At 61.1% G+C, this 24,211-nt stretch carries 21 protein-coding genes; 4 read left to right on the top strand and 17 right to left on the bottom strand.

Annotated features, from left to right (window positions below):
• Positions 1-2 precede the first annotated feature (2 nt).
• Together Q4Q11_RS06825 and Q4Q11_RS06820 are read left to right on the top strand one after the other, a co-directional pair.
• Positions 3-668 (top strand): response regulator transcription factor, encoded by a 666-nt coding sequence (locus Q4Q11_RS06825; RefSeq protein WP_112511663.1) that lies wholly within the window; start codon positions 3-5, stop codon positions 666-668.
• A 29-nt stretch (positions 669-697) separates the two neighbouring features.
• On the top strand, positions 698-2,020 hold the full coding sequence (locus tag Q4Q11_RS06820; RefSeq protein ID WP_498569023.1) for a sensor histidine kinase: 1,323 nt from the start codon (positions 698-700) through the stop codon (positions 2,018-2,020).
• A 412-nt stretch (positions 2,021-2,432) separates the two neighbouring features.
• Here the strand turns inward: Q4Q11_RS06820 and atzF are convergent, their stop codons facing one another.
• The 8 genes from atzF to Q4Q11_RS06780 are packed head-to-tail and all read right to left on the bottom strand — an operon-like array spanning position 2,433 to position 10,758.
• The gene (atzF, locus tag Q4Q11_RS06815; protein WP_498569022.1) at positions 2,433-4,250 is read right to left on the bottom strand and encodes an allophanate hydrolase; all 1,818 of its coding nucleotides are present in this window, start codon (positions 4,248-4,250) and stop codon (positions 2,433-2,435) included.
• Positions 4,247-4,600, bottom strand: coding sequence for a cupin domain-containing protein (locus tag Q4Q11_RS06810; RefSeq protein ID WP_112511672.1), 354 nt, complete (start codon positions 4,598-4,600; stop codon positions 4,247-4,249). The genes atzF and Q4Q11_RS06810 overlap by 4 nt, the downstream gene beginning before the upstream one ends.
• Entirely contained in the window at positions 4,593-5,258 is a 666-nt protein-coding gene (locus Q4Q11_RS06805; protein ID WP_498569021.1) for a cysteine hydrolase family protein, read from the bottom strand. Before Q4Q11_RS06805 ends, Q4Q11_RS06810 begins: the two co-directional genes overlap by 8 nt.
• Positions 5,258-6,808 (bottom strand): ABC transporter ATP-binding protein, encoded by a 1,551-nt coding sequence (locus tag Q4Q11_RS06800; RefSeq protein WP_498569020.1) that lies wholly within the window; start codon positions 6,806-6,808, stop codon positions 5,258-5,260. The genes Q4Q11_RS06805 and Q4Q11_RS06800 overlap by 1 nt, the downstream gene beginning before the upstream one ends.
• Positions 6,805-7,521: a biuret amidohydrolase gene (gene biuH, locus Q4Q11_RS06795; RefSeq protein ID WP_498569019.1), complete on the bottom strand. Its 717-nt coding sequence runs from the start codon at positions 7,519-7,521 to the stop codon at positions 6,805-6,807. The genes Q4Q11_RS06800 and biuH overlap by 4 nt, the downstream gene beginning before the upstream one ends.
• A gap of 10 nt (positions 7,522-7,531) precedes the next feature.
• Positions 7,532-8,458: an ABC transporter permease gene (locus Q4Q11_RS06790; protein WP_498569018.1), complete on the bottom strand. Its 927-nt coding sequence runs from the start codon at positions 8,456-8,458 to the stop codon at positions 7,532-7,534.
• On the bottom strand, positions 8,458-9,609 hold the full coding sequence (locus Q4Q11_RS06785) for an ABC transporter permease (protein ID WP_498569017.1): 1,152 nt from the start codon (positions 9,607-9,609) through the stop codon (positions 8,458-8,460). The genes Q4Q11_RS06790 and Q4Q11_RS06785 overlap by 1 nt, the downstream gene beginning before the upstream one ends.
• 21 nt (positions 9,610-9,630) lie before the next feature.
• Positions 9,631-10,758: a BMP family ABC transporter substrate-binding protein gene (locus Q4Q11_RS06780; RefSeq protein ID WP_498569016.1), complete on the bottom strand. Its 1,128-nt coding sequence runs from the start codon at positions 10,756-10,758 to the stop codon at positions 9,631-9,633.
• 390 nt (positions 10,759-11,148) lie between these two features.
• On the opposite strand from Q4Q11_RS06780, the gene Q4Q11_RS06775 reads away from it, so the two are divergent.
• Positions 11,149-11,772, top strand: a complete 624-nt coding sequence (locus Q4Q11_RS06775; protein ID WP_498569037.1) for a GntR family transcriptional regulator — start codon at positions 11,149-11,151, stop codon at positions 11,770-11,772.
• A gap of 172 nt (positions 11,773-11,944) precedes the next feature.
• On the opposite strand, the gene Q4Q11_RS06770 is transcribed toward Q4Q11_RS06775, so the two are convergent.
• From Q4Q11_RS06770 to Q4Q11_RS06740, 7 genes are all read right to left on the bottom strand, one after another.
• Positions 11,945-13,069 carry a M24 family metallopeptidase gene (locus Q4Q11_RS06770; RefSeq protein WP_498569015.1) on the bottom strand — a complete coding sequence of 375 codons (1,125 nt, stop codon included), beginning with the start codon at positions 13,067-13,069 and terminating at the stop codon, positions 11,945-11,947.
• A gap of 6 nt (positions 13,070-13,075) precedes the next feature.
• Positions 13,076-14,296 (bottom strand): M20 family metallopeptidase, encoded by a 1,221-nt coding sequence (locus Q4Q11_RS06765; RefSeq protein ID WP_498569014.1) that lies wholly within the window; start codon positions 14,294-14,296, stop codon positions 13,076-13,078.
• A 1-nt stretch (position 14,297) separates the two neighbouring features.
• A complete protein-coding gene (locus tag Q4Q11_RS06760; RefSeq protein ID WP_498569013.1) occupies positions 14,298-15,959 on the bottom strand; it encodes a dipeptide ABC transporter ATP-binding protein in 1,662 nt (553 codons plus the stop codon).
• Between the two features lies 1 nt (position 15,960).
• On the bottom strand, positions 15,961-16,791 hold the full coding sequence (locus Q4Q11_RS06755) for an ABC transporter permease (RefSeq protein WP_498569012.1): 831 nt from the start codon (positions 16,789-16,791) through the stop codon (positions 15,961-15,963).
• Entirely contained in the window at positions 16,784-17,731 is a 948-nt protein-coding gene (locus Q4Q11_RS06750) for an ABC transporter permease (protein WP_498569011.1), read from the bottom strand. Before Q4Q11_RS06750 ends, Q4Q11_RS06755 begins: the two co-directional genes overlap by 8 nt.
• A gap of 112 nt (positions 17,732-17,843) precedes the next feature.
• A complete protein-coding gene (locus Q4Q11_RS06745) occupies positions 17,844-19,394 on the bottom strand; it encodes an ABC transporter substrate-binding protein (RefSeq protein ID WP_498569010.1) in 1,551 nt (516 codons plus the stop codon).
• Positions 19,395-19,406: 12 nt separating this feature from the next.
• A complete protein-coding gene (locus Q4Q11_RS06740) occupies positions 19,407-20,729 on the bottom strand; it encodes a M20 family metallopeptidase (RefSeq protein ID WP_498569009.1) in 1,323 nt (440 codons plus the stop codon).
• 133 nt (positions 20,730-20,862) lie between these two features.
• Here Q4Q11_RS06740 and Q4Q11_RS06735 point away from each other — a divergent pair, with 133 nt between their 5' ends.
• Positions 20,863-21,618: a GntR family transcriptional regulator gene (locus Q4Q11_RS06735; protein ID WP_498569008.1), complete on the top strand. Its 756-nt coding sequence runs from the start codon at positions 20,863-20,865 to the stop codon at positions 21,616-21,618.
• A 320-nt stretch (positions 21,619-21,938) separates the two neighbouring features.
• Here Q4Q11_RS06735 and Q4Q11_RS06730 read toward each other — a convergent pair whose 3' ends face one another.
• Both Q4Q11_RS06730 and Q4Q11_RS06725 read right to left on the bottom strand, forming a co-directional pair.
• A complete protein-coding gene (locus Q4Q11_RS06730) occupies positions 21,939-23,384 on the bottom strand; it encodes an aldehyde dehydrogenase (protein WP_498569007.1) in 1,446 nt (481 codons plus the stop codon).
• Positions 23,385-23,411: 27 nt separating this feature from the next.
• Positions 23,412-24,197, bottom strand: a complete 786-nt coding sequence (locus Q4Q11_RS06725) for a coniferyl-alcohol dehydrogenase (RefSeq protein WP_498569006.1) — start codon at positions 24,195-24,197, stop codon at positions 23,412-23,414.
• Positions 24,198-24,211: the final 14 nt, after the last annotated feature.

The raw sequence follows: 24,211 nt of genomic DNA, 5'->3' as shown, positions 1-24,211 counted from the left end.
ACATGCGGATACTCGTTGCTGAAGATGATCGCCGCATCGCCGATTCGCTTGGGGCGGCGCTATCGAGCGCCGGCTTCATCACGGAATATGCCAGAGACGGAGAAGATGCCTGGTTTCGAGGAGACACCGAAACATTCGACGCCGTGATCCTTGATCTCGGCCTTCCGATGCTTGACGGTTTGACGATCCTCAAGCGATGGCGCCGCGCCGGACGCACGGTTCCCGTGCTGATTCTCACCGCGCGCGGGCAATGGGACGAGCGGGTCGAGGGAATTGAGTCTGGAGCCGACGACTACGTAGTAAAGCCTTTCCGCATGGAAGAAGTCGTGGCGCGTATCCGGGCGATTGTGCGTAGAGCAGGTGGTTTTGCGTCGTCACAGATCGAAATCGGCGAGCTTGTCCTCGACACGCGGTTGAGACAGCTATCGCGCGCGGGCGTTCCGATCGTACTTACGCCACAGGAATATCGGCTTCTCGCCTTCATGGCACATCAGGGCGGCCGAGTCGTTTCTCAACTTGAGATAGCCGAGCATCTTTACACTCAGGACTTCGAAGGCGGTTCGAACGCCGTCGAGGTGCTCATCGGCCGTCTTCGGAAACGACTGGGCGCCGAGATCATCGAGACACGCCGTGGTTTTGGGTACATTCTCGGTGGGAATGATCGTTGAGAATTCGGTCCCTACGGATTCGGCTGATATTGGGAGCCGGCATCTGGATTGCCGTAGCCCTCGTGTTGGCTGGCGTCGCTATTGGCTACTTGTTCACGGAGAACGTCGAACGCGGCGCGTCCGCTGATCTGTCAGCAGCGATGTCGCGTCTCGTCGCTTTGATCAATGCAGACGCACGCGATGGGACGCCAGTGCTGACGGGTTCGTTGCCTGATCCGCGCTATGATACGCCGATAAGCGGTCTCTATTGGCAGATCACGGATCTGGGGTCGCAGCAGATGATCCGCTCCCGCTCGCTTTGGGACCATGTCCTCAAGCTCGCGACGCCAAATGACGACGGGCAGCTTTCCACCGTTCAAGGACCTGTGGGTCAATCATTGCTTGCTCTTTCCTTGACGGCTCGCTTTGCGAAAGGCAAAAGCGAGCGCCGCTTCCAGGTCATCGTAGCCCAGGATCGATCAATCCTTGATGAGGCGATCACCCGCTTTGGGCGGGAATTGGCCATGGCCCTATTGATCCTTGGTATCATCCTGGTTCTTGCTGCCATTCTGCAGGTACAGTTCGGCCTGTCGCCATTCAGGACCCTGCGTCAGGATATTGAGGGGATCCGCAAGGGCGCCGCTTCTTCGATCGATTCCAGCTATCCTCTGGAAGTGGTTCCGGTTGTCAGCGAGGTAAACGCGCTGCTGGCTCTGCAGCAGAAATCAATGGACTTTGCACGATCGCGTGCATCAGATCTTGCGCACGGGTTGAAAACGCCGCTTGCGGTGCTTGGAACGATTGCTTACGAACTCGAGGACGCAGGTGACACGCGCAGCGCAGCCACGATTATTGAGCTGGCGAACGAGATGCGTGGGCGCATAGATTATCAGTTGCGACTGGTACGCCTACGTCAGCGCATTCGGATGCACTCTCTCAGCGCGTCCTTGAGCAATATCGTCCCACGCGCCATCACAGTATTGAAGAAAACGCGTACGAGTGAGCACCTAGACTGGGTGGTCGACGTTGCCAACGGTCTAAACGTCGATATCGACGCAAATGATCTAGTCGAGCTTGTCGGCGTGATATTGGAGAACGCGGCGCAATGGGCAGACTCAATGATTAACGTCCAGGCCAAGAAGGACGCGACAGTCGTCGAACTGCGAATATGCGACGACGGACCGGGCATTCCATCGACTGATCTTCGTTCGATCGGACGACGTGGTGGACGCCTCGACGAGACGAGCCCAGGAACCGGCCTCGGCCTAGCGATCGCCTTGGAGATTGTCTCGCTGAACAACGGAACGATTGCTTTTGAACGATCCCAACATGGTGGCCTAGAGGTGACAATTCGCTTGCCTGCAGCTGGTTGACAGACTTGGGCATCTGAACGAAAAAACGGGAGAGATCGATAGCTCGCGATGTCACTTCGATGGTGGGCGATGCTGTTGACCCGGGCGCGCACATGCTTGGATGTCGAGCGGCCTTGAGGTGATCCATGCAGCGTCTTCACTGCGAGCGCAAATGTTACGAGTTCCTTGATTTTCGTGGTTCATCGTGAAGCTCCCATTGCGTTCGCCGTGCACCTATAGATTGACGTCGCCGCGCTCATCATAAGAATATCACGACCTTAGTCACCGAACGTTAGATTGGCGGCGCGCTCAGGCCGCAGCGCTCGGCAGATCTCCCCGTCACATCTGCCCATGCAGCTGTGACCTGAATTACTCAGTTGGCGATCCAACCCTTGACGATCTGTCGATGGCCTGGCGAGATGACCTCGCTCCATCATTCCGGCTGCCGTTTTGTCGTCATGGCAATGTAGTTGCGCCATCCACCATAATGCGTGATCTCCAGCGCTTCAAAGAGTGCTGCCGGTTCGACGAGAAATCCCTTGGCCGAGGTGCCGTCCGCCAGCACGACGGTGCCGATACCAAGCGGCGCTGGTATGGCCGCGACGAATTGACCGAAGGCGGACGGAGTTAGTTGCCAGACTTCGACATCGATCGAGCTGCCGGAACGAGCCGCAACGCGAATGAGGCCAGGCTTTGGCGGGATCTGATCCTTTAGCGCATAGAGCCGATAGCAATCAGATGTTTGCGTTTCGCGCAGCAGCCGGCCGTTAAGGTCGAGCAATTGGCCGTTCAATGGCATGCCCGACAGATGCGCGCCGACGACGACGATATTGATCATGCCGCTGACCTCCACCGTGGCGGGTGCGGTCGAGGCTGGCAGAGCGTGGCCTGTGGCGCCGAGCGTCAGGCCGCTTGCGCGGTGGATGTCGCGGGCAAGCGATGCGGTCAGTCCGTCGCGCGCGGCCGCCGCGAGCAAGGTGACGCTGGCTGGCAATCCGTCGCTGCGGGCTCCCGTCGGCACGGCAATGCCGCACATGTCGAGCAAGTTGACGAAATTCGTGTAGGTGCCAAGCCGCGAATTCTCGCGGATCGGTTCGGCTTCCAGCTCCACGCGGGTATAATGGCGCGGCGCGGTGGGCACGCAGAAGAGATCGACGGAGGCGATGACAGGCGCAAGCTTCCGCTTCAGCGCCTGCAGGGCATAGAAGCCGTTGAAGGCATCGGCCGCCGAAAGCGTCTTCGCAGCGCCATAGATCTTGCGTGTGACGGGATAAAAGCTGGCCTCCCTGTTGTCGAAAAACTCTTTCACGGCCGCGTAGCGCTCCGCGACCCATGCGCCTTCATAGAGCAGATCCGCCGTCTTGTAGAAATCGCCGAAGGGTATTTCCACCAGGCGGTGGCCAAGGTCTAAAAGAATGGCAAGTGCGGCCTCGTAAGACGCCCGCATCGCGTCGTCGCCGAAGAAGCGGAGATCGCCCTTGGCGGGTACGCCGATCGTCAAGATCGGTGTGGTCGCGCCGAAGCCAATAGCTGGGATCGTTCGCGAATAGTCGTCGCTTGGGTCCGGCTGGGAGGCGATGGAAAAGACTTTCCAGGCATCATCAACCGTGAGCGCGAAGATCGAGACGCAATCGAGCGTACGGCAAGCAGGTATGACACCCGTGGTCGAAATTGCACCTAATGACGGCTTCAGCCCAACGATATTGTTGAGCCCGGCCGGGATGCGCCCGGATCCAGCCGTATCCGTGCCAAGCGCGAAGCTGACGATGCCCTGCGCGGTCGCAACCGCCGAGCCGGAGGAGGAGCCGCCAGGCACCAGATCCGGATCGATCGCATTGCGCGGGATCGGGTAGGGCGAGCGCACGCCGACAAGGCCGGTCGCGAACTGGTCGAGATTGGTCTTGCCGATGACGAGCGCACCGGCCGCCTTCAACAACCGGACAACGGTCGCGTCGACTTTTGGCACGTAGCTGTAGTCGGGGCAGGCGGCTGTGGTCGGCATGCCAGCGACGTCGATATTGTCCTTGACTGCAAAGGGAATGCCCCAAAGCGGTTTGGCCGCGGGGTCGAAGACGCCCAGTGCTTCAGCCTCAACCCGCAGATCGCTGATGCCGGCAAGATGGATGAAGATGCCGGGATCGTTCACCTCGGCAATGCGCGCAAACACCGTGTCGATCATATCGGCGGCCGTCAGACCGTTGCGGTAGGCTGCGTGCAGGGAGGCGATATCGAAAGCTGGTTCCGCTTTCATGCTGTTTCCCCTTCAAGTATTTTGACGGGCCGGTCCCACTGGATGAGCACGACGCAGCCGGTGTCGCTCCACACCGAATGTTCTGTGCCGGCAGCATTCACCACATAGCTGCCCCTGCCGTAATCGCCAGCCTCGTCGGATTGGGTGCCTTCGAGCACCAGGATGGTTTCGAGCCCCTCGTGGCGATGGCGCGGCACCGAGGCTCCGGCCTCGTATTTCAGCAGCGCCACGCCCGGCTGGTCGCCTTCGAAGGGGCGTACCCAGTGGATCGTCACGTCCGTTCGAAAGGGGCCGAATTCAAGGTCCTTCCAGCCGCCTGACGTCAAGAGTTCGCGGGTCGTTTCAGGCATTTATCGCCTCCAATATGTCGTCCACATGCGCCGTCCAGCCGACGATCGCGCCCTGGGCGCGGATCATGGCGATGGCGGCTGTCTTGAATTCGGGGAAGTAGCTCTCGGTCGCCTCCTCGGCCAGCAGGCATTCGTAGCCGCGATCATTGGCCTCGCGCATGGTCGTCTGGACGCAGACTTCCGTCGTGACGCCCGCGAAGACGAGTTGAGTTATACCGCGCTTTTGCAGTATCTCGCCAAGATCGGTGGCATAGAACGCTCCCTTGCCAGGCTTCTCGATCACCACCTCGTCGTTAATGGGCGCAAGCTCCGGCAGGATCGCCGTTCCAGATTCGCCGGCTATCAAGATGCGGCCCATCGGGCCTTCGTCGCCGATGCGCAGCGAAGGATTGCCGCGGTCCCGCTTGGCGGGTGGCAGGTCGGAAAGATCGGGCCGATGGCATTCCATCGTGTGGATGACCGGCAGGCCGGCCTTGCGGAAGCCTTCGATCAGCCGCTTCACGTCGGGCACGATTTTCGTGATGCGGCTGACATCGTTGCCGAGGCTTTCGCCGAAGCCGCCAGGCTCGGCGAAGTCACGCTGCATGTCGATCACGATCAAGGCGATGTGATCGATCTTCGCGGTAAAGGCGAAGGGTTCTGCGTTGATATCGATCATCAATGATGCCCCGCCATGTGAGCGCCAATCACGCCGATATCGGCGGAAAGTGCCGGTGTTTCGTAGACGAGCTTGCCTTGCGAAATCACGATGATACGGTCGGACATCTCGAGCAGTTCGTCGAGATCCTCCGAGAGCAGCAGCACGGCGGCGCCGGCATTGCGGGCGCGCATGATACGGGCGCGGATCTCGGCGACGGCGGAGAAGTCGAGGCCGAAGCAGGGGTTTGAGACGATCAGAAGATCGACTTTGCCTGTCAGCTCGCGTGCGAGCACGGCGCGCTGGACGTTTCCGCCTGAAAGCGCCGCGATCGGTGACGAAGAGGAGACGGTCTTCACCTTGAAATCGGCGATCAATTCGGCGGCGCGCCTCTTCATCTTCGTCGAGTTCAGCCAGATCGCATCCTTGCCGTCCGATTTGACATCGAAGGTGCGGAAGGCGAGGTTTTCGCTGACCGTCATGTTCGGCGCGCAAGCATTCTGCAAAGGCTCCTCGGGAATGAAGCGGACATTGTTCCGGCGTGTCTGCGGCCTGGTCGCGCCGTAGACCTCGCCATTGACCATGACCCTCCCGGTATCCGCCGGGCGCTGGCCGGCAAGGATTTCCGTCAGTTCCTTCTGGCCATTGCCGGAAATGCCGGCGATGCCCACAATCTCGCCGGAGCGCACGGTCAGCCTTTCGATCTCGATGGTCTTTAGCCCGGAACGATCCGGCGCCTTTACCTGCTCGACATGAAGGACCGCTTTTGTCGTATCCGCGACGGGGACGCGCGTGTCGAGCTCAGCGAGCTTGACGTCGCCGATCATCATCGCCGCCATATCCGAGGTCGATAGCTCGCCGACCTTGCCGCTGCCCACCAGCTTGCCACGTCGCAGGATCGAGACCGCGTCGGCGAATTTCGTCACCTCATGGAACTTGTGGCTGATCATCAGCACGGTGAGTTCGCCGCGCTTAGTCATTTCGCGCACGAGGCCGAGCATCTCATCGGCCTCGGCCGGCGTCAGCACCGATGTCGGCTCGTCGAGTACGAGAAAGGAGCGGCCGAGATAGAGCTGCTTGACGATTTCCAGCTTCTGCTTTTCGCCGGCGGCAAGCTCGCTGACCGGACGGTCGAGCGGGATCTTGAAGGGCATGCGCTCCATGAAGGCGGTGAGATCTCGGTGCTCCCTAGCCCAGTTGATGACAGCGGGCACTTCAGCCCGGCTGATGACGAGGTTTTCGGCGCCCGTCAGTGACGGCACCAGCGTGAAATGCTGGTAGACCATGCCAAGACCATAGGTCGCGGCGTCTTTCGGCGAGGCGATCGCCACTTCCCGGCCATCGACGGAAAGCGAACCGGAGGTCGCGTGGTAGAAGCCCATGATGCATTTGACGAGAGTCGATTTGCCGGCGCCGTTCTCGCCGAGCAGCGCATGGAAGCTGCCCGCCGGAATGCTAACGGAAACATTGTCGAGGGCGGTAAAGCTGCCGAAGCGCATCGTCATGGCGAGCGTGTCGATGCCGACGGCCCTGCCCGTTTGCGGAAGGGGGGTGTCACGGATGGTATTCATGGCAGCGCCTCGATCAGCGCCTTGGAATTGGAGACTGAGCCGAAGACGCCGCCCTGCATTTTCACCATCTTGATGGCGGCGAGATGATTGCCGTAATCGGTCGCGCCGCAGCAATCCTCAAGCAGCAGACATTCGAAGCCGCGGTCGTTCGCCTCACGCATGGTGCTCGAGACGCAGACGTCGGTCGTGATCCCGGTCAGGATAATGTTTTCGATGCGCTTTTGGTTGAGGATCAGTTCGAGATCGGTCGCGCAGAAGGAGCCCTTGCCCGGTTTGTCGATGATTGCCTCGCCTTCGATCGGATAGAGTTCGGGAATGATATCCCAGCCGGGCTCTCCACGCACGAGGATACGGCCGCATGGTCCGCTGTCGCCAATGCCGGCGCCGATGCGCTGCGAGCGCCAGCGCTTGTTGGCCGGCAGGTCGGCGAGGTCAGGCCGATGGCCCTCCCGCGTGTGAATGATGTGATAGCCCTTGGCTCGCATGGCAGACAGGACGGCCTTGATCGGCTCGATCGGCGCCTGGACCAGCGACAGGTCGTAGCCCATGTGATCGACATAGCCGCCTTTGCCGCAGAAATCCGTCTGCATGTCGATGATGATGAGCGCCGTATTGTCTGGCCGCAGATCGCCGTTATAGGGCCAGGGATAGGGATCGGCATCGATGTGGCTCAGCGTCTGGCCGGCCAGTTCCGCTTTCGGAAGGCTGTTCATGGCAGATCTCCTATTTGGTCAAAGACAATGCCCCGGGAGCACCCGCGAGCGAGCGAGTTGGTGAGGATGTGGCAATCAGGATGACGAGCGTCAGCACGTAGGGTGCGGCGTAGAAGAGATAATAACCTTCGCTCACGCCGACCGATTGCAGGGCGGGACCAAGCGCGCCCGCGCCGCCGAAGAGCAGGGCAGCGAGGAAGCAGCCGATCGGGTTCCAGCGCGCGAAGATGACGAGGGCAACCGCCATGAGGCCCTGGCCGGACGAGATGCGTTCGTTCCACGAGCCGGGATAATAGAGTGACAGGTAGGCGCCGCCGACGGCTGCCAGTGATCCACCGACAATCGTGGCGATCAGGCGTATGCGATCGGGATGAATGCCCATGGCACGCGCCGCATCGGTGCTGTCGCCGATGACGCGCAGGATGAGGCCGATCCTGGTATTGCGCAACGCCCACCAGAGTAGGATCGCAAGCGCAATACCGATCAGGAAGAGCGAGTTGATATCGAGCGCCGCGCGCACCGGCGCTGATGTGGACCAGACGCCGAAGGGGATGGAGGGCAGGTGCGGTGCGGCCGGCTGGATGAAGGGCTTGCCGAGGAAGAAGGCAAGACCAAGCCCGAATTGCATCATGGCGATGCCGATCGCGATGTCATTGACCTTCGGCCATTTGCAGATCCAGCCGTGCACGGCGCCGAAAATGGCACCCGTTGCCATGGCGGCGAGAACACCAAGCCACGGCGAACCGGTCATGACATCGATGGCATAGGCGGTCATGGCGGCGAACACCAGCGTGCCTTCGAGGCCGAGGTTGATGCGACCAGAGCGCTCGGTGATGGTCTCGCCGAGGCTGACGAAAATGAAGGGCGTCGAAACTCTAATCGCGCCGGCGAGGATAGCAAGGGGCACGCCCCAGATGCCGATGGCTGCGTCGCCCATCATGCTTCTCCCATTTTGAAGTCCCTGGTGTCCCAGAGATCGGGATTGAAAATCCTGAACCGGCCGTAGAAGGTCTCGCAAAACAGGATGACGATGAAGAGGGTGCCCTGCAGAACGAGGACGGTCGCATCGGGCAGGCCCATCCGCCGCTGGATCAGGCCGCCAGCGGCGGCGATGCCGCCGAGAAAGAAGGCGACCGGAATGATTGCCAGCGGATTGTGGCGCGCCAAGAAGGCGACGAGGATGCCGGTATAGCCGTACCCGGCGGCGAGCGAAGCGTTGGCACTGCCCTGGACGGCGGCGACCTCTACCATGCCTGCAAGACCCGCGAAACCGCCGGCGATTGCGGTCAGCCCGCCAATCAGCTTGCCGACCGGCAGGCCCTGGATCTGCGCGGCGCGTACATTGCCGCCGGCAATGCGCGCTGCAAAGCCGAAGCTTGTCATCTCGATCAGTACCCATGAGAGGATGCAAGCAACAATTCCGATCACCAATCCCCAATGCACCTCCATGCCGGGAATGTTGCCAAGCATATAGCCCGCGGGAAGCGGCCTGGTCGAAGGCTTGTTCAGGCTGGCAGGATCGCGCAGCAGCCCTTCGACGAACTGGTTCATCAAGGCGATGGCGATATAGGCGAGCAAAAGCGAGGAAATGGTCTCGTTGACGCCGCGATAATGGCGCAGCAGACCCGCAAGACTGATCCAGATACCGCCGACGACAAAGCCGGCAACGGCCATGAGGACCAAAACGATGAGAACCGGCGCCGTGCCGACGAGCGGCAGGGCGATCGCAGCCGCTGCCACGCCACCGAGAACGACCGCGCCTTCGCCGCCGATGATGACCAGCCCGAGGCGGGCCGGCAACGCGACGCAAAGCGCGGTCAGAAGCAGCGGCGCGGCGCGGCTCAGGCTGTTCTGGATGGAAAACCAGCTGCCGAAGCCGCCAGTATACATCAGCTGATAGAGCACGAGCGGCGACTTGCCGAGCGCGAGCAGGAAGAGGGAGAAAAGCGCCAGGCCGGCGAAAATGCCGCCAAGCGTGATGGCGACAGGTTCGGCCCGCCGCGCCAGCCATCCCAGGAGAGGGCGCAGCGACGTCCGCCTCCTGGTGGCGGAAAGAGAGATTGCCGGATCATCGACCTTGACCGTCATGACGCTTCCCTCCCTTTGGGATCAGGCCGTGGACCCGACCACGCCTTCGACCAGATAATCCATGCTTTCCAGTTCGATCGCGTCTTCGGTATAGGCCTTGCCACTATCGATGACCTGCTTGCCCTTGTTGTCCTTCAGCGGCCCCTTGAAGACGGAGAAGCCGCCGGCCATCATCTCTGCCTTCGTCGCCTCGAACGCCTTGCGGGCCGCGTCGGAAACACCCGGGCCAAGCGCGCTCATCTTGACGAAGCCATCCTTCAGGCCGCCGCGAACGAAATTCGGCAGGGCCTGGCCGGCTTGCGCCTTCTTGATGAAGGTGCCGTAGACATTGCCCCAGGCCCATTCGGCACCGGTCAGGTATTTTTCGGCTGCAAGTGGGCTCTGGTTGGCGTGGTAGCCGCAGACGAAGGCACCGCGGCCCGCCGCCGTTTGCACGACGACCTTGGGGCTGTCGACATGGCAGGTGATGACGTCGGCGCCCTGGTCGACGAGCGCGTTGGTTGCCTCCGCCTCCTTGACCGCAAGCGACCACTCGCCGGTGAAGATCACTTGACAGGTGATGGCCGGATCCACAGAGCGGGCGCCGAGCAGGAAGGCATTGATGTTCTGAAGAACTTGTGGGATCGGCTTTGCCGCGACGAAACCGATCTTCTTGCTTTTCGTCGCGTAGGCCGCCGTGATGCCATTCAGATACTGGCCCTGAAAGATGTAGCCGAAGTAGGAACCCGTGTTCGTCGGGTGCTTGTCCTTCTGCCAGAGCCCGCCGCAATGGCGAAATTGAATGTCGGGATATTTCGCGGCCATGGCCAGCATATGCGGATCGAAATAGCCGAAGGAGGTCGGGAAAATGAGCTTGGCGCCGTCAAGATTGATCATCGATTCCATGGTCTTTTGCACGTCGACCGTCTCTGGAACATTTTCTTCCTCGACAACGGTGACGCCCGCCATCGCCTTGAGGGCGGCAGCACCTTCCGCGTGCGCCTGGTTATAGCCGTAATCATCCTTGGGGCCGACATAGATGAAGCCGACGGTCAATGCCGCCTGCGCGAAGGCGCGATTTGCCACAAGCCCGGGCGCAAGGCCGGCAAGCGCGCCGGCGGCGGATGTCTGAAGGAAATTGCGGCGGTTCATGGAAAGGAGTTTGGTCATCACGATGCTCCTTGCGGCGAGGGGCCGGTTAGTGTGGGTGCATCAAACTGCATGCAATGCGCATGCCAGACTGTAAGCTATGGATTTTGCGTAATTATATTCAATTCAGGCCAAAGCTCTTGTGAAAAGTGCATACACTTTAAGTCCTGAAGTGATTAAAATATATGCGAAGCCTATAAATGGATCATCGCGCCCAACCGGATATGCGGGGCCTCCGTCATAATCCCTCGGCGGGGAAGAGTTTTATTTCCGAGAAATCAACGGTTTGACGGAATGTTTGACTTTCATCCGCGGCAAATGCATGTGTATGCAGAACGTGAAAAGGCAGAATCAGTGTTGGGACAAGTCGGGCGCAAAAGGGTCGTTCGGGCAGGAAAGACCGTCGAACAGATGGTCCGGGCGATCGCCGACATGATCGTCACAGGGCAAATGCTGCCGGGTGAGAAGCTTGACGAAATCTCGCTGGCGACGCGCTTCGAGGTATCGCGCACACCCGTACGCGAGGCGCTGCGCGAACTTGGAGCGATGGGTCTTGTCGGTCGCGAGCCGAACCGCAGCGCGGTGGTGACCAACGTCACCGAAGACTATCTCCATTCGATGTTCGAGGCGATGGCGGAGCTTGAGGCGATGTGCGCGCGGCTTTCGGCGGAGCGCATGACCGTGGACGAGCGGCGTCTGCTGGAAATCGAGCATCGGGCTTCAGCCCGGCTTGTTCACCAGGGGGCCGAAGAGGATTATGCCGCCTATAATGTCGAATTTCATACACGGCTTTATCGAGGTGCGCACAATGAGCATATTTTTGAGCTGGTGACTCAGAGCCGCGCGCGGCTTGCGCCTTTCCGTCGAGCGCAGTTCCGGCTACCTGGCCGGTTGACGAAATCATATGCCGAGCATGAAGAGATCGTGACGGCCATCATGCGGGCTGACGGGACGGCTGCTGCGCAGGCCGCCTATTTGCATGTTGAAATTGTGAGCGGCGTCAGCGCCATTTTTGCCAGCGCTGGCGGCCAATAACGCTTGCTCGAGCCTCGCGTCGGATCGCCCAACCCGTCCTTTGAATTCAGCAGCGAGAACTGGTTGGGAAAGGTCGGCGGCCCCGATCTCGTCACAACCAATTGGCCACTGAAATTGCCTGCTCGAACGAAGGCAACTTTAGAAAGTCACTAGTCTTGGGTGTTCGAACCCGTTAAGTCCCGGACACGAAAAGCCGCCGCCCGGTCGTCGTCAGTCGCCTTCCGCCCTGCGCAGTCACCACCACCGTTTCGCTGAATCCAAGGCTGGCGGCTGTCGCATACACATGGAAAACCATGCCGTCTTCTAGCGGCCATGTCGCATTCGGCAGAAAAACCCGGGAGAAATCGCTGGTGCGCGGCGTGCGGGTATAAAGACCAAGCGTATAGGCCGTCACGTTGTCGTAGCGCTGCCTCAAACCAGACGAGATAAGACCCTGGCGAACGATGGCATCTACCTCGCAAGCGCAGACGCCCGGCTTCATGGCTTCGATTTGCCGGTCCTGCAATGCGGTGATGCGCGAGGCGATATCCTGAAGGCGTGCCGACGCCCTGCCGATGACGATCGGCCGCATGAGGCGGGCGCCATAACCGCCCACACGTGGAATAAGTTCCACATGCAGGATATCGCCTGCGTCGAGCAATTCGCTCTTGAAGGAGCCATGCAGGAATTGGTGGTCGCCGCTGGCCTTGACGATCGGACCGGTCTCGCCGCTATCAGCACCTTCAAGCAGGAAGGTTGCAGCCGCAGTTGCGGCGGCCGTACGGGTCGACGAGCCGGCGCGGGCACTCTGCGCCATTGCCAGCATCGCCTTGTCGGCGATGCCGGATGCCTGCGTCAGAACGGCGATCTCGCGGGCCGATTTGACCCATCGCAGACTGTCGCTAATACCGGGAAGTGCAACGAATTGCGCCTCGGGCAGGTGCGCGCGAAGCCTGGAGGCCGTATCGGCACTGAAGCCGTACGAGCCGAAATCGGCACCGATACGGGCATTGGTGAAGCCTCGATCGCGGATGCTGTCCGCGATGGCCTTGTGCGGATTGGTGGTGTCGGCAAAGCCGATGATGTCGCAAATCCAGGTCTTTTCCCGGCATGGAACTTCGTCGAGCTCGCGCAGGACGAACCAGGGTGCGCCGTGTCGCGGCAGAAAAGCGGCACGATACATGGTCTGCGAGACTGTGTAGCCAGTAAGCCACGCAAGGAGCTCGCCGCTGTCGATCAGCAGCAGATCGACGGCGGCGGCGTCCATCTCGGCGTGTGCCTTGGCGATACGCCAATCATATTCGCAACGAGGAAACATGCGGTCTCAGGCAACCTCGCAAATGTCGAGGATGGCGAGCATGTAGACACGGATCATGTCGAGATAGTCGACGATGTCGACGCGTTCGTCCGGCATCGTGTTGTACCGGCCACCCGGCCCACAGACGATGCCTTCCATGCCGAGTTCATGATAGAGATGGCCGGCATCCGTTCCGTAAAAGCGCGTGGGCGTGATTGCGCCCGTCGGCTGCTTTTCGCCGCGGACAGCCTCATAGGCGGCGTTGATCGCGGTTACGATGCGTGACGTCGGCGAGACTTCGAACGGTGGCATCAGAGGACGACCCTCGATCATCTCGGGCACCAGCTTGGCCTTCAGCCCGGGGAAGCGCTTTTCGAGTTTGGTCAATTCCGCGGCGAGATCGGCAAGGACGCCTTCCTGTGTTTGGCCGGGCGCATAGCGGGCCGAACCTCGGATGCGGACAAAGTCAGAAACCTGCGGTGGCCGCCATTCCTCCAGCTCACGCCCGAGCGCACCATGGACGACGCCGACATGGCCGCGATTGATCGAGCGATGCACGTCGCTTCTGGCCTCGCTGAAGGTCATGGCATTGATACGCGGTATGAGATCGCAGGCAGCGGCGATGGCGTCGACCGATTGCTCGCGTTTGGAGAGATGCCGCGTGTCGCCGGTAAGCTCGATCACGAAGCTCAGCGCGGCGGCGTGCATGGTCACCGCGGCAAGATCGCTTGGCTCGCTGTTGATGAAATAGTCGGCTTTGACACCGTTGCGGATGGCGGCAAGCGTGCCGACACCGCCTTGAAGTTCACCGACGACATAGGTCAGGATCACGTCTCCCTTGAGCCTGACGCCGGTATCAAGCAAGGTCTTGACCGCGCAGAAATAGGCGGCATCCCCCGCCTTCATGTTGGATACGCCGATACCATAGATGAATTTGTCGTCGACGATGCCGCCCCAGGGATCGACGGTCCAGCCCTCGGTGACCGGGTTGGTGTCGAGATGGCCGTTGAAGAGCAGGCTTTTGCCGCCGCCGGTGCCCTTCAGACGCCCGATGGCGTTGAAGCGCTGTCCATCATCAAAAGGCTGCAGCTCCGCCTGGACGCCGATCGCTTCCATCTCGCGTGCCATGACGCGCGCCAATTCCCGCTCACCCTCTGTCTGCGAGTGGCTCTTGTGGCGAACCATCATCGACAGGAAGTCGAGGCAGCTCTTCTCATCGATTTTGCCGATGAGGGATTTCGGATCCATTTTAATGCTCCTTGGAAGTCTGGTTCTGACGTGGGGCGCCGGCCGGGGTCGGCACGGCCGCAAGCAGCCGGCGCGTATAGTCGGCGCGTTCGAGGCTGGTGATCTCTTCCGCCGGCATGATTTCAAGAAGATCGCCGCGATACATCACCGCGATGCGGTGGGCGATCTGGCGAATGAGGTTGAGATCGTGGGTGATGAAGAGGAAGGCGGTGGAATGCTCGCGGTGCAGCTCCAAGAGCAGCTCGATGATGGAGGCCTGCACCGAAACGTCGAGCGCGGAGGTGATCTCGTCGCAGATCACCAGCTTCGGTCTCGATGCGAAGGCGCGGGCGATGGCAACACGCTGTTTTTCGCCGCCGGAGAGCTGATGCGGATAGCGATCGGCATGGGTGCGTGGCAGGCGCACCTGTTCGAGCATGTCGCCGATCCGTTGCGCGATGGCGCTTCGGTCACCCTCGCCGTAGAGTTTGAGCGGCCGCGCCAGAATTTCCCGGATCTTCTGGCGCGGATTGAGCGAGGCGTCCGGATGCTGGAAGATCATCTGGACGTTCTTGCGATAGGCCCCGTCCATGTCGGCAAGGCCCGCAATCGTCCGCCCTGCAAAGGTTATTTGGCCCTCGAACGGATTGAGCCCGGTCATCGCCTTGGCGAGCGTCGATTTGCCGGAGCCGGATTCCCCGACGATGCCAAGGATTTCTCCCGGCTGGACGCTCAGACTGACGGCGCGATTGCCGGCGAAGCGTTCGAAGGACCGGCCAGTCAGTGCCGACAGGAACGGCTTGCGGCCGTAATGCACGCTGACATTTTCGACCGTCATCAGCGGCTGGTCCTGATAGGACGGGCGCGTCTGCGTCAAGCGATCGCTCGGCCGAGGCACCGCTGCGATCAGCTGGCGCGTATAGTCGTGTTGCGGTGCGTTGAAGATGGCATCGATGGCGCCCTGTTCGACGATTTCGCCGCGCCGGATGACAGCAACTCGCTTCGCAGTGCGCGACAGCAAGGCAAGGTCATGCGAGATATAGAGCGAGGCGACACCCGTTTCGGCCTGCAGGTCGAGGAAGAGATCCAGGATCTGACGGGACGTGATGACATCGAGCGCCGTCGTCGGTTCGTCGAAGATGATGCATTCCGGATTGCAGGCGAAGGCAGTGGCGATGACCACGCGCTGCTTTTCGCCGCCCGATGCTTCGTGCGGCATGCGCTTCATCATTTCCGCCGGGCTTTTGAGGCCGACGCGATCCAGCATTGCTTCGCCCTCGCTCCACGCTTGCCTTGCGGTCAGGCCGCGATGACGCCTCAGCGTTTCCGTAAGCTGCGTGCCGAGCGAAAGCGTCGGGTTGAGCGAGGTGCCGGGGTCCTGGAACACCATGCTGATCCGCTTGCCCCTTATGCGATTGACCTCGGCCGGCGATTTTGCCGTCAGATTTTCGCCGCGAAGCCGGATTTCGCCACCGGTCTCGCGGGCGTTTGCCGGCAGATAGCGCATGATCGACCAGGCCATCGAGGTCTTGCCGGAACCGGACTCGCCAACGAGGCCGAGAATTTCTCCGGCACCGACTTCGAGATTGATGTTCTTCAGCGCATGGAAGGTGCCGCCCGCCGTCAGATAGTCGAGCGAATAGTTGCGGACCTGAAGGACTGTGTTGTTCGCAGTTTCCGTCATCTCAGCCTCCGGTGCGCGGGTTGAGCGCGTCGCGCAGACCATCGCCAAGAAGATTGAAGCCGATGGCGACGATGGCGATTGCAAGGCTCGGCCAGATCAGGATGCCGGCGCTGATGTGCATATATTGTCTCGCTTCCGAGACCATCAGGCCCCATTCGGTCGCGGGCGGCTGGGCGCCGAGACCGAGGAAGCTCAGCGTCGCAAACAGCATGACGGCGAAGGAAACGCGGATCGTCGTTTCCACCACGATGGGGGCGACGACATTCGGCAGCATCTCGCGCAGGATGATGTAGCTTGAGCTTTCGCCGCGGGCGAGCGCCGCGCTCACATAGTCCTGCTTGCGCACGGCAAGCGCAACGCTGCGGGTAATGCGCGCCATGCCTGGCGCGAAGGCGACGGCAACCGCGACCAGCGCATTGATGCTGCTGGACCCGAGCAGATTGACGATCAAAAGCGCGAACAGGAGGTTCGGGATCGCCATGATCGCATCGATGGTGCGCATGATGATCTCGTCGGCACGCCCGCCCAGGAAGGCGGATACCGTGCCGATAAAGGCTCCGGCAAAGGTGCCGGCAAGCGTGGCGAAGACTGCCATCGTCACGGTAGAACGCGCGCCGATCAGCAGGCGGCTCAGGATGTCGCGGCCATACTGGTCCGTGCCGAGGAGGAAATTCGCGCTCGGTCCCTTGTAGCGGGCAAGTATCGACATGGCTTCCGGATCGCGCGGGGCAAGAAGGGGACCGAAGACGACGACGATGAAGACGAGGATGACCAGGACAAGGCCGACGGCGCCCTGCGGCGTGCGCAGCAGCCGTTTGAGAAGCTCAATCATACTGGATCCTCTTGTCGAGCCATGCGTAGAGAATGTCGGCGACGAAATTGACGATGGAATAGGTGGCCGCCATGAGCAGCACGCCGGCCTGGATTGCCGGCAGATCGCGCGTCTGGATCGCGACGATCAACTGCCTGCCAATGCCGGGAAGGGCGAAGATTTCTTCGACGACGATGATGCCGCCCAAGAGATAGCCGACATCGAGCGCGACGACGGTGATGGTTGGTAAGAGCGCGTTGCGCAAGGCGTGACCGAACAGCACCCTTGACGTGGAAAGACCTTTCAGCCGCGCCGCACGGATGTAGTCGGTATGCAGCACGTCGACGAGTTCGGAACGCACCATGCGGGAGACATGCGCGATGAGGATGATCGACACCACGCAGACCGGCAGTACCAGGTGGGCGAGGCCATCGGGAAAATTCTCGGTCAGCGGCACATAACCGGTCGGCGGCAAAAGCTTCGCCCAATCGGCGAGGAAGAGCACCGCAAGCGTCGCCGTCACGAATTCCGGCAGCGATACGCCCGTATAGGAGATGAGACTGACGATCATGTCGGCGAGCTTGCCGCGGCGGCACGCGGCAAGCACACCGAGTGGGATGGCGAGCACGAGCATCAAGGCGATGGACAGGACAGCGATGAGAAGCGAACGGGTAAGCGCCTGGAGCATGGCCGGGCCGACAGGCTGGCCGGTACGCAGCGACTGGCCGAAATCGCCATGCAGGACACCGCCCAGCCAATGCAGATATTGCAGCCAGACGGGATCGTTGAGCCCCATCTGCTGGCGCAGCGCCTCGAGCGCTTGGTCGGTGGCGTTCTCCCCAAGCATCATCACGGCGGCATCCGCCGGCAGGACCTGGGTGATCGCGAAGACGACGAGCGACACGATGAAGAGCGTGTAGACGATCATCAAAAGCCGCTTCAGAAGATAATTTGGTGACAAGGCCGTTCCCTGGCGTTGGAGGGACCGGCCTCGAAATAGGCCGGTCTTCTTGCTACGGGATACGTCGCGAACTTCGTATCGTGCCGCGGCGCTTATTCAGCGGTCGGCGCCATCAGCTCCGTTTCGGCGCCTTGTCCGTCAGGGAGACATAGTCGAGGCGGAAGACGGAAGCGCGGGGATGAACCTCGAAGCCGGCGACCCAATCCCGCTTGGCGGCGAGAACGTCGAAGAACACCGGTATGATGGAGGGTACTTCCTCGTTCATCAGCTTTTGCGCCTCGGCATAAAGCTCCTTGCGCTTGGCCTCGTCGGTGATGCCACGTGCCTCGTTGACGACCTTGTCGAAGGCGGCGTTGTTCCAGCGCGTTTCGTTCCAGGCGGCATCGGAGGTGTAGAGCAGCTTGAAGATCGCGTCGGCCGTCGGCTGCATATTGTAGAAACCGACATAGAAGCTGCCCTTCTTCCACACCTGCTCCAGATAAGTCGCGTGCGGCATCGTCTGGACGTTGATGTTGATGCCGGCTTCCTTTGCCATCTCGCGCAAGGCGACAGCGAGCTGAGTGCGCTGGCTCGGCTTGTCCGATGCAATAAGCGTTGCCTCGAAGCCATTCGGGTAACCTGCCTCGGCAAGAAGCTTCTTGGCCTCGGCGATATTGGCCTGGCGCAGCGGCAGATCGGCATAGAAGCGATAGGAGGAGTTAAGGGCGGTATCGTTGCCCGGCGTGCCGAAACCCTCGGTGACAAAATCGACCATCGCCTGTCGGTCGACGGTCAGCGCCAGCGCGCGGCGCACGCGCACATCGTTGAAGGGCTTGGTGTCGCAGCCGAAATTGATGTTGCAGAACTGGCCTGACGGCACCCGGAGCGGATTGACGCCTTGGGCGTCCTTCATCCGCAGATATTCGGTTGGCTGTACGGTCGAAATGATGTCGATGTCGCCGGCAAGCAAAGCCGAGGTCTGCGCCGAAGTATCTGGGAAAACCTGGATTTCGACGCGATCGAGATAGGGACGCTTCGCATCGTAATAATCGGGATTGCGTTCGACGACGATCAGCCGGTCGGGTTCGTAGGAGACAAGCTTGAACGGGCCGGTGCCGACAGCCGTCGTCGACAGCGTCTTGAAGTCGCCGGTGGCGATGGAGGCCGGGATGATGCGCGCGACCGTGTAGGCTGTTGCCACGGGGAAGTCGGCGTAAGGGGTCGAAAGCTTGAAGACGGCCGTCAGCGGATCGGCCGCGATCACATCAGCGATCGGGCCGACATTGTTGCGTGCCGGCGAAGCGTTCTTTGGATCGAGGATCGCCTTGAAGCTTTGGACGACATCGTTGGCGGTCAGCGGCGAGCCGTCATGGAACTTGACGCCGCTGCGAAGCTTGAACGTCCATTCCGTCAGCGCATCGTTGGCGCTCCAGCTTTCGGCAAGATCCGGCTCGACCGACATATCGACCTTCAGCCGGGTCAGATTGCTGTAGAGCAGCTCGGTGACCATGTATTCCGGATTGACGCGCGTCAGCAGCGGATGGATCACGCTTGCGGCCTGATCGACGGAGATACGCAATGTGCCGCCCTTGGCCGGAACGGCGCCTTGAGCAAAGCCGATGGCGGGCGTTGCGAGGAGGGCGGCGGTACTTGCCAGGAAATGACGTCGATTGAGCTTCAGCATCGTAGTGTTCCCTTATTTTGCCGGTGCGTGTTCTGGAATGAGGTCGGTTGCAAAGTCGCGGGCGAGGTAGGCGAGGATGCTTTGCGCCAGCGCGATGATGTCCGAGGTCGTCGTATGTTCGTCAGCGCTATGGATGCAGCTCTCCGGACGTCCAAGGCCGCCGAGCAGGATTTCCTGCATGATGCCTGTCTGCTGCACGTAACCGAAGTCCGAGCAGCTTGCGGCGCCCCATTTGCTAAAATCGGAATCCTGATAGCCGAAGCCGAGACTGAGAGCTTTCTGCCAGCGCGGCCAATGCGGACCATCCGGGTCGGCGGTCGGGATCAGGTGGCCGACGAGATCGATTTCGACCTGCAACTCCGGCGATTTCGCCATGACGGCGCGTACAAGCGCTTCGATCTCAGCCCTTGCCGTTTCGTAATTCTCCTCAGGCGCGTAACGACGACTGACGAGGATTTTCAGCTCGGCGGGAACCTGGCCACCGGACGTGCCGCCATTGACGGCGGCGATGGAAAGCTGCGGCCGCAGCGGGCCGCTTGCATGCGGCGGCGGCGGCAAGGCGGATGCGAAGGCGGCCACCTGCGGCTTCAAGGCGCAAAGAGCGTTGAGAAGAGGAAGGGCGCCGTCGATGGCATTGATGCCGGAACCGGTTCGATTGCCTTCGCCTGCGTGAACGGCCTGGCCACGAACAGTGACCTGGAGATTGAAGACGCCAAAGCAGCCGGCCCAGATGCGCGGCGCTGCCGAGCCGTTGAAATTGACGATATGTCCCTTAAGCATGCCCTGTTCGGCGAGATATCGGATCCCGGGATAGAGGCCGCCTTCTTCATCGGTGCAAAGAAGCAGCATCGGATCGTAGGCGAGCTCGACGCCGCAGGTCTCGGCAGCACGCAGCGCAAGCAGCGTTGCCGCAATGGTGCCTTTCATGTCCGCGGCACCAAGCCCGAAGAGGCGCTCGCCGTCGCGCCGCAGACAGAGCGGATCCTGTTGCCAGCCGGGAGCCGCTGGAACCGTATCGACATGGTAGTATAGCCCGCAGACCGGTTTAGTGCCGGATCGCTCGGCGATGAGGTTGACCCGCGGCCCCCTGGCCGGACCATTGCCAACTCGCCACAATTCCTCCGGCAAGATCACCTGGCGGCAATCGAAACCGATAGGTTCGAGCAGGCTCGCCATCAGCTCCGCAAATGCCGGATAGCCGTCTCCGGGCGGAAAAGAAGTGTCGATCGCAATCATTCGCGCGAGATCGCCAATGGCGCTTTCGACGTTCTCTTCGATGATCTTCAAGGCGCTTGCAAATGGCGCCTCGAAAGATGACAAGACTTGATCGCGCATGCTCGAATTTCCGAAAAAGACGGGCAGAAACATTTGGAGGTTCTGCACTCATATTTATATAAACTATATAGTAATGATGCGGCCGCCCAGGCTTCGAGTCAACTCCAAATAAGAGGCAAATAAGTTGCGCGAAATGGCCAAATTTTCAGCAGATGTGCCGCGTGCATCCGAGCTATCCGTTCCGCTCTATGAGATTGTGAAGCGTCAGATCACGGAAGCGATCATGATGGGCAAATGGCCAGCCGGCACGGTCTTGCCGAGCGAGATCGCGCTGTCGCAAATGTTTGGGGTTGCTGTCGGCACCATCAGGCGCGCCCTGCAGGACCTGACCAATGAGGGCCTGCTCAGCCGCAGGCGCAAGACGGGGACCGTGGTCACCGGTCGCACGCCGCAGCACAGCCTGCGTTTTTTCTTCCAGTATTTTCGTCTGCATGGGCTCGATGGTTCGCTGCAAAACTCGACATCCGACATTCTTTCGTTGAAACGCCGTGAGGCGAACGAAGAGGAGCGGTTGGGATTGCGGCTTGAGGATGCGTCCGAAGTCATCTCAATCCACCGGCTGCGCAGCGTCGGCGGCCATCCGGTCATGCATGAAGTCATGGCGCTTCCGGCACGGATGCTGCCGGAATTTCCAGACAAGAAGGAGGAGATTCCCTCCCTTCTTTATCTCTTCCTTCTCGATCGCTATGGGATTCGCATCTCCGCCGTGCGAGAGCAGATTGCCGCCGATATGGCGACGGAGGAGGATTGCCGACTATTGCAGCTGGGCATGCCAAGCGCCGTGCTGACGATCGACGAAGTGGCCTATGATCAGTCGGCGCTTCCGGTTCTCGTCGCAAAGCATCGCGCAACGACCAGAAGCCATCGCTATGTGCACGAGGTCCAGTAATGTATCAAGGATGCTGGAAGCGGCTTGTCCCGCAGGGGCGTTCTTACAATTAGACGACGTGCTCCCGTTGAAATAGGTCATTCACGACTGCCTGTTCGCGAGATGGCGCCTGAGTTCGGGCATACGGATGATCAGGGTCAACGTGGTGCGGGGACCGATGCCTTGAGTGGATGGAACCAGATCGAGACGTCGGGCAAGATCCGCATGGGCGGTCCATGCGGAAAGCAGGGTTTTGAGGCGCTGATTGCGCCTCCTGCGACCCTAGACCGTCTTGACCAACGCCTCATCTATGTCAGCGATCGGGGGCGTTGCCGTGCCCCTCAGAAAGGATAGTGCTGGTTCGGATCCTCGATCGTGATCCACCGAAGGTCGGTGAACTCGGCGATCGCCGCCTTGCCGCCGAAGCGGCCGTAGCCGCTGCCCTTGACGCCGCCGAAGGGCATTTGCGCCTCGTCATGCAGGGTCGGACCGTTGATGTGGCAAATGCCGGACTGGATGCGGCCAGCCACGGCAAGCGCCCGCTGCACGTCGCGGCTGAAGACGGCGGATGACAGGCCATATTCCGTATCGTTGGCGACACGCACCGCGTCGTCCTCATCCGCCACGCGGATAATCGGCTTCACCGGACCGAAGGATTCTTCCGAATAGACGCGCATGTTAGGCGTGACGAAATCGAGCAGTGTGGCTTCGACCACGGTGCCGTTACGCTTGCCGCCGGCCACGAGCTTGGCACCCTTCGCCTCAGCATCGGCAATCAGCTCCTCCATCTTCTTGGCAGCGTCCAGGCTGATCAGCGAGCCGAGGACAACATGGCCGCGCGGATCGCCGGCGGGCAGAACAGCGGCACGCGCCGCAAGCTTGGCGACGAAAGCATCCGCGATCGCCTGATGGACGACGATGCGTTCGGTAGACATGCAGATCTGGCCCTGGTGCATGAAGGCACCGAAGATCGCCGCGTTGACCGCGCCGTCGATATCCGCATCCTCAAGTACGACAAGCGGCGCCTTGCCGCCGAGCTCCAGAAGAGCGGGCTTCAGGTGCTTGCCGCTCAGCTCCGCGATGATCTTGCCGACCTTCGTCGAGCCGGTGAAATTGACACGGCGGACGGCGGGATGGGCAATCAGCGCCTCGACGATACCGGGCGCGTCTTCAGGCGCATTGGTGATCACGTTGATGACGCCGGCCGGCAGGCCTGCCTCTGTCAGCGCCGTCGCGATCAGTCGCTGTGTGCCGGGGCATTGTTCGGAAGCCTTGAGGATCACGGTGTTGCCGCAGGCGATCGGCATGGCAACGGCGCGTGTTGCCAGGATCACAGGCGCATTCCACGGAGCGATGGCAAGGCAGACGCCGGCTGCCTGACGCACGCCCATGGCAAGCGTACCGGGCTTGTCGGACGGGATGATCTCGCCGCCGATCTGCGTCGTCATGGCGGCAGCCTCACGCAGGATATTGGCCGCGAGCATGACGTTGAAACCGGCCCACGGCGCCGTCGCCCCCGTCTCTTCCATCATCAGCTTGGTAAACTCGCCGACCTTGGCATCCATGATGTCGGCAGCCTTGGCGAGGATCGTGCGGCGCTGTCCGGGGCCTGTGCTCGACCATGCGGAAAAGGCACTGGAGGCAGCCTCGATCGCGGCGGCGACATCCTCAGGTCCTGCCGCCGGCGCCGTGCTTGCCAGCTCTCCGGTGAAAGGATCGCGGCGGTCGTAGGTGCGGCCGCTCGCCGCCGGCCTGTCGGCGCCGTTGATAAGAAGGGAAATGTTCATCTCGTGTCTCCTGATGAGGATCGTATTTCAAAAGCCAAGCACGTCGGCATTGATGGAGGCTTCCAATCCGCCATCAACAGGCAGATTGGCACCGTTGATCCAGCGCGCGCCGTCCGAGCACAGGAAAAGGATGGCAGGCGCGATATCGGCCGATGTGCCGGCCCGGCCGACCCGCGTGATATCGCTATCGACGCGCGCATCGCCGAGTACGGCACGGAATTGTTTCAAAATCGGCGTCTCGACCGGACCGGGGCTGACGGCATTGACGCGAATGCTGCGCGCCTTGAAGAGAGGCTGGTGTGCGGCGCGCATCGTCCAGAGCAGCAGCAGTTCCTTGGAGAGCGGATAGCCTTCCTCGTTCTTCAGTCCGTGTTCGCTGACTAGCGCGGCCACATCCGGAAAGCCCTCGATGGCGGTCAACGTCTTTGCCCGTTCCAGATTGGCGCGCCAGCCATAGCCGGCGATCGAGGCGACGTTGACGATCGCTCCACCCTCGCGCAGCCGAGGTGCGACAGTTTCCGAAAGAGCGCGCAGACCATAGAAGTTGACGGCCAGTGTCGCCGCGATGCCGGTGCTTCCGGAGAGGCCGGCGACGTTGGCCAGCGCATCGATGCGGTTGGGCAGTTGCTTGACGATGTCCTCGACGCCGGCGGCGGTCGAAAGATCCCCTTTGATGAAGGAACTGATGCCCGACGACGGTTCCCGGACATCAACGCCGATGACGTCGGCCCCCATTTGCCCTGCAAGTTCCGCGGCACGCGCGCCGATGCCCGAGGCGACGCCGGTAATGAGGATGGTCTTGCCGAAAAGCATGATTTCACCTTTCC

It is taken from the genome of Rhizobium sp. UFLA01-1127, assembly GCF_059803845.1.
This window is presented reverse-complemented; position numbering and strand designations above follow the sequence as displayed.